Raw genomic sequence first — 15,455 nt, 5'->3', positions numbered from 1 at the left:
ATGAAACAATATATAAAGTTATATACCTGTACTAAAAGTGCACTATTTTCATAGCAATTGATAGAGCGTTCCTACGCATAAGAAAAAGACACATAAATTTCATGTGTCTTCAAATCCTTCTTGCTAAGTCCAAGAGATTATAGATGCAGTAGTAGACGCTTATTTTTCCATCAAGGTTATTACTAGCAGCCATTCTACTTCTTTTTAACATTCTATTTTTTCAACTGTTCATACTCACTCTTCGTTAAGCCATATACAAACTCATCAAAGTGCTGTCCCTTAGTAAATATCATATTCCGCAGTCTTCCCTCTTGAACGAACCCAAGTCGCTCCTGCAAGGCAGTGGAACCGTCGTTGAAAGCATATACATGTGCATTCACTTTCTGATAACGGAGCTCGTCGAAATAATAGCGCAGTACAATCATGACGGCTTCCGAAGCATAGCCTTTACGCCAATGCTCCCGAAACACAGCTACCCCATACTTAAACGTTCCGTGACGTGGATCGCAGCTACGCGTACTGATACTACCCACAAGTTCACCATCGTTCGTTTCAATGGCAAGCATTATATTATCCCCGTTCGGACCTTGAGCAGCTTGATGCTCCGCCCAAGTCTTTGTTCCTTCTTCCGACCTTGGGAAATAGATGACATCGCTAAGTCTAGCACTCTCCGAATCAAAATCATTATGATGGAACTTCGCCCAATCTGTAGGCAGAATGGCGCGTAGTCTAACTTTTTTACCTGACCAAATGTTGTTTATCATATAGACCCTCCACATGTTTAATAAATGGTTATCCCTCGGCAAAAATACCGGTGGAGATCTTGCGCGAGAATCTATATTTCTATTGGCGACTACATCCTTCTCACACCTTTCATTCCACCATATTATACCACAACATATAAATGATCAGTCATATAAAAAAGCCCACACAAAAGTTGTGTGAGCCTAAATTCTATTGTCTTTAAAAATGTACTGCCTTACATCTAAGCCTTCACCTTAACCGCAAATGCCTCATATGGCTTCAGCGTCAGTTGCTTCGCATCTAACTCCGTACGGTTGTAGTTGCTCATAATGATCTCTGAAACATCCTCATTTACAGAGAAGCCATGTTCCTGCTCCGACATATTTGCCGCAACGAGCCATTTCCCACCTTCGTACAAGCGATAGTACGCAAACACATCTTCATGCGTGTTCTCGATCAATTCGATTTCGCCCCATACAACGATTGGGTTTTCTTGACGAATCTGAATCAAGCGCTGATACGTGTAGAAAATAGAATCTGGATTATCGAGATTCTGCTGTACATTGATCGTCTTGTGATTCTTATTCACATGCAGCCACGGCGTACCTGTCGTAAAGCCACCATTGGCGCTATCATCCCATTGCATTGGCGTACGAGCATTGTCGCGTCCTTTTGCATTAATGGAATGGATAATATCCTCAACCGCGTACCCTTTTGCCAAACGATCATGATACATATTTACCGCTTCAATATCTTCTACTTCATCAATGCTGGATACCGGGCAGTTCGTCATTCCGATCTCTTCCCCTTGATAAATGTAAGGCGTACCTTTCATCATGTGCAGAAGAATAGCGAACATTTTTGCGCTTTGCTCATGGTATTGTTTATCGTTACCCCATCTGGACACGATGCGCGGAAGGTCATGGTTGTTCCAGAACAAGCTGTTCCATCCTTCGTTGCCCAAGGAAACTTGCCACTTCACAAGTACATTTTTCAATTCAGCAATGCTCAAAGGCTTAAGATCCCATTTGTCTTTACCCTCTTGCTGGTCAAGACCAATATGTTCAAATTGGAACACCATAGACATCTCGTTACGTGCTGGATCGGAGTACAGCTTTGCGATTTCTGGAGTCGCTCCCCATGTTTCGCCTACTGTCATTACATCATGCTTGCCGAATGTTTGCTGGTTCATTTCCTGCAAATACTCATGAAGCTTTGGGCCGTTGCCTGTAATCCCCTGATCCGGAATCTTTCCTATGAGATCGATAACATCCATACGGAAACCGCCTACACCTTTATCGAGCCAGAAGTTCATCATGTCGTACACTTCTTGGCGCACTTTCGGATTCTCCCAGTTCAAGTCCGGTTGACGCTTGCTGAATAGATGCAAGAAATATTGGCCGCTCGCTTCATCCATCTCCCAAGCAGAACCGCTAAAGATAGAGCCTAGACCATTCGGCACATCCCCATTCACCGGATCACGCCAAATGTAGTAATCGCGGTACTCGTTGTCTGTACCCTTCTTCGCTTCAACAAACCATTTATGCTCATCAGATGTATGATTCACGACGAGGTCCATAATGATGCGAATACCTGCTGCATTCGCCTTCGCAAGCAATTCGTCCATATCTGCCATCGTACCGAACTCATCCATAATGTCTTGGTAATCACTAATGTCATATCCATTGTCATCATTAGGGGACTTATAAACAGGTGACAACCAGATTGCCGTAATTCCTAGCAACTTCAAATAGTCGATTCGATTAATGATCCCTCTTAGATCGCCAATTCCGTCTCCATCGCTATCTTGGAAGCTGCGCGGGTAAATTTGATAAATAACAGCCGTCTGCCACCACTTTACTTCTTTTTCATTCTTAATTGTGTTTGCTACTGTTTCTGTCATTGCGTTCAAATCCTTTCGGCTTAAAATTTGTAGGTTATATGCGTAACGTAAACGTTTACGTAATACTCAAAAAGGATTCCGCTCACATATAGGATGAATAGCGGACTCTAGGAACAACTTCGATTATTCTAACGATTTTACCGATTTACGTACAACTAGCTCATGTGGAATCACTTTGGATTCGATCTTACTTTTATTTTGAATAGCGGCTATCACTTCAAAGCAGCCTTCTCTTCCCATATCGTATAAGGGCTGTGCCACTGTAGTTAGGGGCGGAACCGACATATGAGAAACCTTCGAATTATCATAGCCAACTACGGAAATATCATTTGGTACATGGATCTCATTTTCAAAACAAGTCGAAATGATCCCTAACGCAACTTCATCACTCGCACAAAAGACAGCCGTAACCGCTGCATCGTCTTCTATAAATGACTGCATAGCACTTTGTCCCGATTCAAAGTTAAAGCCACCGGGTTTAATCAAATTCAAATCGACCTTTATCCCGTAATCCTGCAATGCTTGCTTATACCCATTAATTCTTGGCACACCCGCTATCGGATCATTCGGATTAGCTCCTGCCATGCCAATAGTGCGATGGTTATGCTCAATGAGGTACTTAACAGCAGTATATGCAGCACTGTAATCATCGACCTTCATATAAGGCGTATCTTCACGATTCGTCTTGGTTGAAATCAAAATATATGGGATGCCAAGTGAAGTTAGCGACTGTATCGCTGATTCGTGCAGTTCAACGGAAACGATAATAAGTCCGTCTACCCGACGTTCACCCATCAGATTCATACTTTCATGAATACGGGAACCATGACTACCGGCATGCGTCAAAATGACACTATACCCATACTCATAGGAAGTATCCTCAATCCCTTTTATAATGTCGCCATAAAAAGCGGTCGTCACATCCGGCATAATGACACCGATTGTATTTGTTGATTTCTGCACCAGACTGCGGGCATTTTCATTTTTGCGATATCCTAATTCCTTCGAGACAGCCATCACTTTCTTCTCGGTTTCTTCGTTGTACCCGCCAAGATTGTTAATGACTCTCGAAACAGTCGCGGTGGAGACACCAGCAACTCTTGCTATATCTTTAATTGTAGCTGCCATGCCATGAATCCACCTCTCTTTAAGTAAACGTTTACTTTTTAATAATATCTTATTTAAATAAGATGATTATATATATAAGTTAAACGTTTACGTAATTTATTTTAGTACCCTATACGTATTCTGTCAATGACACAGCGTGTGCTTAGAATTCTACATTTCCCCGTATATTTCTAATCATGACGTACATAATACTCCGTGAATTGATAATTAGTTTATGAATGCTTTGTTTCAATAAAAGTTGAGTGTAATGGATATCGACAAAGGAGCTATCGAGCATGCTAGTACATACCTATGATCCATTTCAAAATCTACTCATTTCCTCTCTTGTTGCAGCTATTCCGATCGTGCTGTTTCTTTTATGTTTAACCATTTTAAAAATGAAAGGTTTCCATGCGGCTTTGCTCAATTTGGTCATTACCTTTTTGATTGCCGTACTCCTATTTCATTTGCCTGTTAGCGAGTCAATTGCAAGCGTTATTCAAGGAAGCATTCAAGGTATTTGGCCCATCGGCTACATCATTATTATGGCTGTCTGGCTGTACAAAATTTCAGTCGCATCAGGGAAATTTGACGTATTGCGTGCAAGTATTGCAGGGATATCCGAGGACCAGCGCATTCAACTTTTATTAATCGGATTTTGCTTTAACGCTTTTCTTGAAGGTGCTGCTGGCTTCGGTGTGCCTATCGCTATATGCTCCGTGTTATTAGTTGCATTAGGGTTCCAACCTCTGCAAGCTGCCATGCTGTGCCTTATCGCCAACGCTGCTTCAGGGGCATTTGGTGCCGTAGGTATTCCGATTACCATTTTGGATACGCTCAGCTTAGAGGGATCGATTACTTCTATGAATGTCTCCGAGATGACGGCATTGACACTGCCCTTTATCAATTTCACCATTCCTTTTCTATTGATCCTAATCCTTGATGGGCTCAAAGGAGTGAAAGAAGTGCTGCCAGCTATCTTGGTCGTGTCTACTGCCTACACCGCGTCCCAGCTCGTTGTTACTCTATTTTTGGGGCCCGAGTTGGCCGACATTATCCCGTCTCTATTTACAATGGGGACACTCGCTTTGTTCTCAAAAAAGTGGACGCCCAAGCATATTTTCAAACTCGGCGACTCTAATGTTGAACGTACAGCACATACAGCGATGGATATTGTTAAAGCATGGTCGCCTTTTTACTTATTGAGCCTGTTCGTCTTGGCTTGGAGCTTGCCATCCTTTAAACAATTATTTGCTGCAAATGGGCCGCTTGCATTTACAAAGCTGACCTTTCACATCCCAGGGTCCTCGTTAACATCTAGTATTGATCTCATTAGTGCGACAGGAACTGCCATCCTATTGGCATGCTTGATCACGATACTAACGACCAAATCCATCAGTATGCAAACAGGGTTGAAGCTTCTCGCCAAGACGGTGTCTGAATTCTGGATCTCCATTGTCATGATCTGTGCTGTTCTTAGTATTGCAAAATTGATGACGTATGCGGGGTTAACAAGTGCGCTCGGTGAGTCTGTGGCAAAAACGGGGGCTGCGTTTCCACTATTGTCACCTATCCTAGGATGGATTGGCGTATTTATGACAGGGTCAGTCGTCAATAGCAACACCTTATTTGCAGCTATTCAGTCTACAGCGGCATCCATTGTTGGTACGAATCCAACTTTGCTCGTAACTGCCAACACGACTGGCGGGGTTATGGCCAAGCTTATTTCTCCACAATCCATTGCCATTGCGACGGCAGCTGTATCTGCTACAGGGGCAGAATCTGCATTGACAAAAATGACGATCCGATACAGCATTGGGCTGCTTGTCTTTGTTTGCTGCTGGACCTTTCTATTGTCACTATAGTTGTAAAATGTACACAGAACACAAAAGAAGCGTTAAAAGACATCTGCTGTCCTTTAACGCTTTTAACGCTTCTAAGTTAGACACTACCTTGTTCCATACCTCGAGAGATGAACCTATTCAAATTTACTCAACAGAGCAATGGCTTCTTCATGATCAGGCTCAAGCTCTACTAGCAGTCGTAAGTAATCCACCGCAGCTTCTTCTAACTCCAACTCAAAGCAGCAAATGGCAAGACAGTAGTAGACGGTTGATACGATCTCATCATCGTCAGCATCTACGGATAATTCTAAGAAGCGCTTGGAATGTTCATACATTCCCATCTCAAACAAGATCAGTCCAGCATCGAGTGCTAAGTCATAACGCTGCTCCATGACATAGTACGATGACCACATAATCTCGATGCCTCTCAAAATATCCTGCAGCTCTTCATCGTTGGCCTCTGGCAGCAGACTAGAAATCTGCCTTGCACTCTGAATGAAAAATTCCGCATCATATCCGCCCAAGCGCCAGAAGCTTAATATAGGCTGCAACTTCATGCTCTCTATATTACGATCTACCCATACCTTCAGGCTAAAGAAGTCGTCCGCACCAAAGCGCTCGACAAATCGACGGTACGCTAATCTTGTATTCGTATACTCCATCGGCGTATCCAAATTGAAAATACAGCCCACATTTATATTTTCATAATGATGCGGGGGAAATAGCGATAACGCTCCTTGCTGTTCAAAAAAGTATTGCAGCGCATGGTAGTTCGCCGTCAAAGAAAAACAGCCATGTAGAACCAATTCGGGCGGATCTGAAAATTCCCAATTATCGAGTAAGTGGTCACCTTTGTCTGCCGTTATTAATAGGAATCCTGCCTGGGACAACTTATTCAAGCGCTCTAAACAAGTCAATCCGGCAACGGGAAATAAAATATGCGAGTCTTCTAATTGTTCCTGATAAACGGCGATAACATCACGATAAGGAAAAGATGGTTGCTCATACTCCGGTGCCCGTCGATGCTCATAATGCAAAGACAATTGCTGCAGTGCTTCGGATGGTGTAAGAGAATCGATATTGGCAGGGCTCTCGACAATGACATCCGCTTCATAAATTTGACCTTCACTTATATAAAGTAACTCTTGTGGAATACCATCGAAAAAGTAATTGGCAACGATAAGTAAAGGTTGTTGCAAATCGCCCGTACGAATCGTTGTACCCGCTACTACGAGGTTCAACTCGGTACCATGAACCGCATCAAATTGTGCAACATCAAGTAATCCCTCGGCAATAAAGGACTGCAGCGCAGGATGCTCCCTCCAAGCTAACACGTTGTTCATCGCCAAGTCTGTCATAATATAACGGAAAGGAGGCAAGGATATCCCAGCATAATCTCTTAACTTACATAACTCATGTAACACATGATAAGCTAGACGCCCCGCTCCTGCTCCAAGCTCCACAATTATCACAGGCTCAGAGAGATGCCCCTTACTAGCCCGATCTTGAAGAAATCCAAATATCATCTCCGCATAGGAAGTGCCAATCATCGGATTACTCGTTATATATTGCGGAACTTGATCATTATTCCAAGCTTTTGTGCCCAATTCTTCGTAATACATGCGTTGCAAATCCCAAATAGGTGCTTCGCTAAATCGGTAACGTTGTTGTTTATTTTCTGTCATTCACTCTTATCTCGTTTCTTCTAGTTATTGACTACATGTAGATTACATTAGTCTTCCTACCTGCAATCATAACCTATTTTACGTGTAATCCCTAATCCTTAGACATCCAAAACGCAAGAAAACAGCTAACTCCATTCGCTCGACACTTATTCTTGTTCCAGTTGTAAGAGCTTCGTTTTCATCTCTAATCCACCTCGATAGCCTGTAAGAGAACCATTTTTCCCAATAACACGATGGCACGGTACTGTGATCAACAAAGGATTGGCACCAATCGCAGCTCCAACTGCGCGCACTGCACTTGGCTTTTTGATATAATCCGCAATATGAGTGTACGTCTGGGTTTGTCCATACGGAACTTGGCATAGGGCATCCCATACCGCGAGCTGAAATGGTGTACCTTGCAAGTCAAATGGGAGGCTGAAGCTATGCCTATCCCCTTGGAGATACTCTACTAACTCAACTACATATACTTGCATCTTTTCATCATCACGAATTAACGTACTATCAGGATATCGCGCTTGCACCCAAGTAGATAGCTCTTCATACGGTTTGTCTGGTGATCCTACATAACACAACCCTTTAGTTGTTGCTGCTACATAAATAGGCCATCCTTCTTCGTTCAACCACGTCCAATACACAGTCTGCTTAGTTTGCACCTTCACGTTCCGCCACCTCCTCCATTTGCTTGATTCTATTTATTGCGCGGTAATCTGCTGGCGTATAGCCTATTTTAGCTTTGAATAAGGTTATAAAATACGAAGTATTGGGAATCCCTACTTTTATAGCGATTTCCGAAATCGCTTTATCTGAGCGGTTCAACAGCTGCATAGCTGTAGCGATCCGCGTGTGCTGGATATATTCCGCTGGAGCCATCCCTTTCACTCGTTTAAATACACGCTGTAGATGATAAGGACTGCCATGGCACATATCCGCTAATTTCTCTAGCGTCAATGTTTCACTGTAGTTGAGCTCGATACAATGTACGATTTGATCGACCCATTCCTGATCAGGCATCCGCTGACCTGTCGGCTTGCATCGTTTACAAGGCCGAAAATACTCAGAAAGAGCTTGCTCTGCACGTTGAAATACACGTACATTATCCTTCTTAGGAATTCTAGATTTACAAGATGGCCTGCAAAAAATTCCGGTCGTCTTGACCGCATAGAAAAACATACCGTCATAAGAGGCATCGTTGCTTATAATCGCCTGCCATTGCTCATCTACTATTAGTTCCTGCTCATCGCTATTCATCATTTTCGATCATCTCCACCACTAGTATATCTCCGATAATGGTGTTCTGTACGCATTTCAAAATAGGATCGCAAGATATCGAAACTGTTGCGTGTAATTATGTGATACAACTACAGAAGCAGTGATCTTGAATCCAATGGAGGTTCTGTATGACAAGTCGTTGGGATAATAACAAACAAATGATTACACTGCCCTTACCGACAGAATTCAGCTTTTTAGAAAATACGAAGTACCTATCCAATGCCCCGAATGAATGCTTGATTCGGATCGACGATGGGCGGGTTTACAAGGCAATATCGCTTGAACAAGTACCTATTATTGTTGAGGTAAGTGTAGGATGTGAACAGGAGAATGGCCTAGCTGTACGACTTCTAGGAAATAATCAGGCAGCGTTGTGTGAATCAGTGCGAGATGCCGCTGTGCGTTATGTACGTGATTGGTTTGACTTAGACACTGACTTGCAGCCATTTTATCAACTAGCTAAGACGGATAAACTGCTGAGTGGCTCGGTAGATTCCTTCTATGGACTTCGCAATATGGGCATTCCTGATTTATTCGAAGCGCTTTGCTGGGGGATTATCGGTCAGCAAATAAACTTGGCCTTTGCCTATACGTTGAAAAGACGTTTTGTTGAAGCATTTGGACAGTATGTAGAGCATGATGGCGAACGTTATTGGCTCTTTCCTACTCCTGTTGATATTGCGTCGTTACAAGTAGAAGATATTACGAAGCTTAAAATGAGTACGAAGAAGAGTGAATATTTAATTGGCGTTGCTCAGCTCATGGTAGAAGGAAAGTTGTCCAAAGAACAGCTATTGGGCATTGGTGATCATAAAAAAATAGAAAAGCTGCTTGTCCAAATTCGCGGCATTGGGCCGTGGACAGCTAATTATGTGCTAATGCGCTGCTTACGCATTCCTACCGCCTTTCCAATCGATGATGTAGGGCTCCACAATGCCATCAAGTATGTGACTGGCGCTGAGGCTAAGCCGACGAAAGTAGAAATCTTACAGCTAGCGGAAGGGTGGAAAAATTGGGAGTCCTATGCCACCTTTTATTTATGGAGATTGCTTTACTAATAGATCTTTCTACTACCTACTCCTTGGTTGTCCCCTTGTAAAGAACCGGACCCCCTTATTTCACAAGGGAGTCCGTGTTTCTATTTTCTAGCTCACCTTTCTAAAACAATTTGCGCAGCCTCTTTGCTCTAATCTGCTAATCTACCATTTCATCTACAAGCGAGAGCCACCGCTGGCATCAATCAACTGGCCAGTTATCCAACGGCTATCCGATGAAGCAAGGAAAGCCGCAATATCTGCGATATCATCAGGCTCCCCCCAGCGGTTGAAGGTGGAAAGCCCTGCTGCATATTTCTGACCATTTACATCTTGTAGGGTCCCTGCATTCATCTCTGTATTAATAATGCCTGGTTGAATGGCATTTACCGTGATATGGCGGCTTCCCAACTGCTTAGCCAAAGCAAGCGTAAACGTGTCTATTGCACCTTTGGACATACTGTACGTAAACACACCCGGTGAGGCCACTCGCGTAACAAAGGATGAAAGGTTGATAATACGCCCTCCGTCTTTGAGCCGTGATAGAGCTTGTTGTGTAACAAACAGCGGTGCTTTTACATTTATACGCATTACCTCGTCGAACGATTGCTCTGTCACCTCTTCCAGCGTCAATATTTGCCCAATTCCAGCGTTGTTTACTAAAATATCGAAGCCATCGGTACCGATACGTTCTTGTAGGATTTCATCCCATGCTGAAAATAGATCCTGAATTCCATCAAGAGTGCTTAAATCCGCTCCAATCGCGCATGCACTTCCTCCAGCTTGCTCGATCTGATGAACGACTACCTCCGCATCCTCTCGTCTTCTTCCATAATGCACGCCCACCCATGCACCTTCTTGTGCTAAACGCAGCGCGATATTGCGACCGATTCCACGACTTGCGCCCGTGACGAGAGCAACTTTTCCTTTTAATTTGCCCATGTTCTCATCTCCCCATATCGAACTCATGATTAGTTGTATCACAGGGCCATATTTGAAATGTTGCGCTCTCATTCAGCACGTCTATTCTCTATTTTTTCTTATTTCCTTTTGAATCGCACGCAAAGCCTTCTTGGAGCCACGCTCGATATCATGCTGCATCTTCCTCGTCTTAAAGTCTACAAACAGTGTGTTCAAATCATATCCTTCTGGATACAGTTCTTGTGCAGGTATCTCTAGCGTTATTCGTCTAACATTTACTTTTATGAACTCGTTGTTATAGAAAACGACTACATTGGAGAACGAATCTCTTTCCTCATAAATAAGCCCAAAATCATCATAATCGAGTAATTTTACACGGTCGCCTTTTGTATACTCGATCTGCTTGCCTTCTTTCTCCTCGGCAGCAACCTTGGCCTTACGTATTTTACTTTCATGCACTCGCTCCAAATGATATTCCTTGTTATCCATATACGCTTGAGCTCGTTGCAATACCTTTTCCCGAATATCCATCTTTCGTGAAATCCACAGGGCATTGCTCTCGCCGGACTTGCCTATAAGCAGCTTATACATCGGCTCCAACGTCTCATGATTGAATTGCATAGCTGCATTCATAAAGTCGTCGTGCATTTCCGAATAGCGCTTAATTTCACCATAGTGGGTAGTCGCAACGGTAATACAACCTGCATGGTAGAATTCTTCCAAAATTGAAATCGCAAGCGCCGCTCCTTCGTTAGGTTCTGTGCCGCTGCCAATTTCGTCAAAGAGCAAGAGCGTATTGTTGTTCGCCAACCTCATAATTTCCGAAAGGTTTTTCATATGAGAAGAGAACGTGCTTAGTGCATTTTCAATACTTTGATTATCGCCAATATCGATGAAGATGTTATCGAATACAGCAATCTCCGTCTCCTTATCCGCTTGGATATGGAAGCCTGACATGGTTGCTAACGTTGCTAAACCGATCGTTTTTAGCACGATCGTTTTCCCGCCAGCATTAGGGCCTGTAATAATAAGACTGCGATACTGCTCCCCGATTTCAAAGTTAAGCGGCACAACTTTCCCCGTTAAAAGAGGGTGCTTGCAGTTTACAAGCTTCACATAACCGATATCGTTCAGCTTAGGCTCGACTCCGTCAATATGCTTGCTGAACTTCGCCTTGGCAAACACCATATCGTATTGGCTAATGAGATCCATATTAATCTTAATTTCATGCATATTTTCCGTAATCAAACCTGATAAAGCGGCTAAAATCTGATATTCCTCTACCGCTTCTTCTGCTCTTAGTCCTGATAGCTCGCCACTTAGCTTGGCTACGTTATGCGGTTCAATAAACACCGTGGACCCTGTGGAAGAGACTTCAACAATAGTTCCTGGCACATGATTTTTATAAGATGCAATAATCGGGATCGTGTACCGATCGTTTTTCTGGCTAATAAAAAACTCTTGAATATACTTTTTGTACTCACTGTTTTTAAGAAACTTTTGCAGTCGATCTTTAATCTTTTTCTCTGTTGCTTCGATGTTGCTGCGAATTCGCTTCAGTTCTTTGCTAGCAGCAGAATCGACCTTGCTACCTTTAATCGAATCATTAATCTCTTCTTCGATGCTTAGGAACTCGGACATTGAGTTCGCATAAGAGGACAGCACAGGTGCATAGAACTCCTTAGCCAGCATAAATTGTTTAATCTTCCGGCAGCCTCGTAAGAAATCCGATATACTCACTAGCTCAGTTGGTGCTAACAGTAAGCCTTTTTCAAGCTTTTCGATACTAAGTTCGATGTTCGTGACTCCTAGAAATGGAATATGAGCACCTGCATCAAGCAGCGCTCGCGCCTCTGTCGTTTCATTTAGACGCTTTTTGACGACCGTTAAGTTGGAGTTGGGCTGCAATGTATCTAATAATTGCTTCCCTAGTCCGCTTACACAGTACGTTTTTACGTGCTCTTTCAATTCGTTATATTGTAATTTTTCTAGTGTTTGTTTATTCAATGTTGATTCTCCTCACTATGATGGGTTGTGATCATACAAGGAAGATACCTACGATTAGATTTCAATGAACGTAGGTAATAGATGTGCCTGAACACAAAAAAGCTGCGGGGATACCCGCAGCTCTGCTTGTATTTATAAGGCATGTGCAAAAAAGGGCAGGTAGATAAAACTATCGCTTACGTATAGTTATCCCCTGTATTATGCACGCATTATAAAGTGTCGTAGGTATCTTCATAGGTCGAAATAAATTCATGACAAAGCTAGGGGTGCTGAAAATAGACGAATCCCCTAATGCCATCGAATTTACTTCATTCAATTTATCCTATTTAGAACCTACTGCACTCACAAAATGCACCTCTTTATATTTATCAAGATCATTCATTGAAATCTAAATTGCTGACATCATCTTACTATGCAGTCCAGCAAAAGTAAAGGCGCAGCAGGGAGATGGCGTCACGATCAGATTCGTTAGGTCTATTCCTGTCTTGAGCAAGCCCTTATGATTTGTGGGCAAGTGTGGATTTTTCAATTCCATTGTTGCCTATTACACAATTGCCCATAGACTATGGTAAGTCTTCAACAACCTCAATCCCATGGTCAACAGGAGGAGTCACTTTGAAAAAGAAAGCCAAACAAGGTCAATTACGATCTCATAAAGCGCCCCGCGCCAAAACGAAAAATGTAGCGTATGCCTTTCCCCCCACCTCACAAAAGCATAAATCTGTGAAAGGATTCACCCGAACCGTTCCCGGCTCTTTACTCTTCATCAATTCATTTACTGGCGCTGGCGCTACTGCTCGATTAGACCCCGCTGGTAACTACACATACGTTGGATCACTTTCTGGATTTTCAAGATGGACGCATGTCGTTGGAGCACCTAGTGGTGGCATACTCTTCTATGATGCCAATACCGGCAATGGCGCTACAGCGAAGCTCGATGCTGCTGGAAACTATACGTTTGTTGGTTCTCTATCTGGGTTCGGCAATTGGACACACATCACCTCTGCCAATGAGAATGGCCTTCTCTTCTATAACGCCATAACTGGTGCTGGCGCTACCGCTCTGCTTGATGCCAACGGCAAATACACATTCGTTAGCTCACTCTCCGGCTTCTCCAAGTGGACTCATATCGTTGGAACTCCTAGTGGCGGCATCCTTTTCTATGATGCTACCACAGGCAATGGCGCTACAGCCAAGCTCGATGCCGCTGGCAACTACACGTATGTTGGTCCTCTAACCGGATTCGGCAATTGGACGCATATCACCTCCGCCAATAAGAACGGCCTTCTCTTCGTTAATACGATCACTGGTGCCGGCGCTACCGCCTTGCTGGATGGCAACGGAAAATACACATTCGTCAGCTCGCTCTCTGGATTTAGCAGTTGGACGCATATCGTTGGAACTCCTAATGGAGGCATCCTTTTCTACAATGGCTTAACGGGCAATGGCGCTACGGGTCGGCTTGATGCTGGGGGTAACTACGCTTACACCGCCCCGCTAACCGGATTCGGAAGCTGGACACATATTGTCGGTGTGTAGGTACCAAAATAAAACCCGTTAGCCTCTACTAACGGGTTTTTAACTTACATTATTCTTTTCTTCTAACTCGATATCATTCAATTGAATAGCTCTCGTATGCTTTGTTGGATTCCAATTCACATTCTTCATCGTGATTAAGGACCAAATAAATAAGGGTACATAAGTAAAATTGAAAAAATACAGGTACACATAGCTTTTGAAAATGCTTACTTTATGATTTGAATCGAGGAGCTGTGCGTAGCCTACATAGACGAATTGGAACAACAAACATGACATCCAAACTTGCCAAGGAATTAAAGGATGCATATCCGATAAGTTCGTAGCAATAGATACAAACACAAGAATACCTGTCATCGCACTCAAAACAATTTTTCCGGGATTGATGAGATACATAAATCCATCGAATGCTTTCACATCTAGCTTACTAATAAACCGCCAAATCAATCTATGAGAATATTTGAAGCAAACATCCCAATGACCCCTTGCCCATCGAAGACGCTGGATGCAAGAAGATTTGAAACTTTCTGGCTTCTCATCATACACACGAGCAAAATGACACCATTTAGCGGGTACCCCTTCAAGCAAACACTGTATTGTAAATTCAAGATCCTCAGTCAAGGAACGAGCGGTCCAGCCAATTTTTCGAAATAGAGCTGTGTCTACGCAAAATCCTGTTCCACCAATTGCATTTCCCAAGCCTAATCTGGACTTTGCAAGCTGCCAAGACCGATTCATGAAAATATAACTTACCGAATAGCCCATGGTCACCCAGTTGTCATTCGGATTTTTAGAATCAAGGTAACACTGAATCAATTTATCTCCATTTAATAAATGGTTGTTCATTTCTTTTAAGTAGTTCAAAGAAACTAAGTTATCTGCGTCGAAAAAGGCGATCCCGTCAAAATCATTGTCCAGTCTATCACCATACTGCTCAATCGCGTATTTAATCCCATATGGTTTCCCTTTTCGTTCTCCTGGCAGATAGGTATGTTCAATAACAGTAGCTCCGAGCTTTCTAGCAATATCGCTTGTTCGATCACTACATCCATCCGCAATCACGCACACTTCATAAAGCTCCTTCGGATAATCCATTTTATTAAGATTTTCTATAAGATTTCCGATCACTGCTTCTTCGTTATGTGCGGGAATCATAATAACAAATTTTTTATATGGTGCATGAGCTTGCTGTCTCTTTGGCTTTCCAAAGCCAAAGAAGCTGATAAACAACCAATAAACCCAGAAAAAGAGCAGTACATATTGAATAAGGGTTAATCCAATTCCAAATACATACTCAACACTCATACCTGCTCCGCCTTTTCATTTTATTTTTAAATGTAATTCGGTAGCCCTGAAGCAACAATCATTTTAGCATGGAGCAGTTAAAAATATCCATAAAATC

At 42.9% G+C, this 15,455-nt stretch carries 12 protein-coding genes; 3 read left to right on the top strand and 9 right to left on the bottom strand.

Annotation, left to right across the window (positions count from 1 at the left end):
* Positions 1-212 precede the first annotated feature (212 nt).
* The 3 genes from IFO66_RS06385 to IFO66_RS06375 form a co-directional block, all read right to left on the bottom strand.
* Entirely contained in the window at positions 213-764 is a 552-nt protein-coding gene (locus tag IFO66_RS06385; RefSeq protein WP_192024350.1) for a GNAT family N-acetyltransferase, read from the bottom strand.
* Between the two features lie 221 nt (positions 765-985).
* On the bottom strand, positions 986-2,647 hold the full coding sequence (locus IFO66_RS06380; RefSeq protein WP_192024349.1) for a glycoside hydrolase family 13 protein: 1,662 nt from the start codon (positions 2,645-2,647) through the stop codon (positions 986-988).
* Positions 2,648-2,770: 123 nt separating this feature from the next.
* Complete coding sequence (locus IFO66_RS06375; RefSeq protein WP_192024348.1) at positions 2,771-3,775, bottom strand: LacI family DNA-binding transcriptional regulator; 1,005 nt, start codon at positions 3,773-3,775, stop codon at positions 2,771-2,773.
* A 275-nt stretch (positions 3,776-4,050) separates the two neighbouring features.
* On the opposite strand from IFO66_RS06375, the gene IFO66_RS06370 reads away from it, so the two are divergent.
* Complete coding sequence (locus IFO66_RS06370; protein ID WP_192024347.1) at positions 4,051-5,619, top strand: L-lactate permease; 1,569 nt, start codon at positions 4,051-4,053, stop codon at positions 5,617-5,619.
* 113 nt (positions 5,620-5,732) lie between these two features.
* On the opposite strand, the gene IFO66_RS06365 is transcribed toward IFO66_RS06370, so the two are convergent.
* From IFO66_RS06365 to IFO66_RS06355, 3 genes are all read right to left on the bottom strand, one after another.
* Positions 5,733-7,283, bottom strand: a complete 1,551-nt coding sequence (locus IFO66_RS06365; RefSeq protein WP_192024346.1) for an SAM-dependent methyltransferase — start codon at positions 7,281-7,283, stop codon at positions 5,733-5,735.
* A 146-nt stretch (positions 7,284-7,429) separates the two neighbouring features.
* Positions 7,430-7,945: a methylated-DNA--[protein]-cysteine S-methyltransferase gene (locus IFO66_RS06360; protein ID WP_192024345.1), complete on the bottom strand. Its 516-nt coding sequence runs from the start codon at positions 7,943-7,945 to the stop codon at positions 7,430-7,432.
* Positions 7,929-8,537, bottom strand: coding sequence for a bifunctional transcriptional activator/DNA repair enzyme AdaA (locus tag IFO66_RS06355; protein WP_192024344.1), 609 nt, complete (start codon positions 8,535-8,537; stop codon positions 7,929-7,931). The genes IFO66_RS06360 and IFO66_RS06355 overlap by 17 nt, the downstream gene beginning before the upstream one ends.
* 146 nt (positions 8,538-8,683) lie before the next feature.
* Between IFO66_RS06355 and IFO66_RS06350 the strand changes: the two genes are divergently transcribed.
* Positions 8,684-9,613, top strand: coding sequence for a DNA-3-methyladenine glycosylase family protein (locus IFO66_RS06350; protein ID WP_192024343.1), 930 nt, complete (start codon positions 8,684-8,686; stop codon positions 9,611-9,613).
* Positions 9,614-9,766: 153 nt separating this feature from the next.
* Here the strand turns inward: IFO66_RS06350 and IFO66_RS06345 are convergent, their stop codons facing one another.
* Complete coding sequence (locus tag IFO66_RS06345; protein ID WP_192024342.1) at positions 9,767-10,531, bottom strand: SDR family oxidoreductase; 765 nt, start codon at positions 10,529-10,531, stop codon at positions 9,767-9,769.
* A gap of 81 nt (positions 10,532-10,612) precedes the next feature.
* A complete protein-coding gene (locus IFO66_RS06340; RefSeq protein ID WP_192024341.1) occupies positions 10,613-12,517 on the bottom strand; it encodes an endonuclease MutS2 in 1,905 nt (634 codons plus the stop codon).
* 615 nt (positions 12,518-13,132) lie between these two features.
* On the opposite strand from IFO66_RS06340, the gene IFO66_RS06335 reads away from it, so the two are divergent.
* Positions 13,133-14,056 carry a hypothetical protein gene (locus tag IFO66_RS06335; protein ID WP_192024340.1) on the top strand — a complete coding sequence of 308 codons (924 nt, stop codon included), beginning with the start codon at positions 13,133-13,135 and terminating at the stop codon, positions 14,054-14,056.
* 39 nt (positions 14,057-14,095) lie between these two features.
* Here IFO66_RS06335 and IFO66_RS06330 read toward each other — a convergent pair whose 3' ends face one another.
* Complete coding sequence (locus tag IFO66_RS06330; RefSeq protein ID WP_192024339.1) at positions 14,096-15,358, bottom strand: glycosyltransferase family 2 protein; 1,263 nt, start codon at positions 15,356-15,358, stop codon at positions 14,096-14,098.
* Positions 15,359-15,455 lie beyond the last annotated feature (97 nt).

It is taken from the genome of Paenibacillus arenosi, from assembly GCF_014841135.1.
GTDB lineage: Bacteria > Bacillota > Bacilli > Paenibacillales > Paenibacillaceae > Paenibacillus_B > Paenibacillus_B arenosi.
Note: the sequence above shows the minus strand (reverse complement) of the source record. Positions and strands in the feature narration are given on the sequence as shown.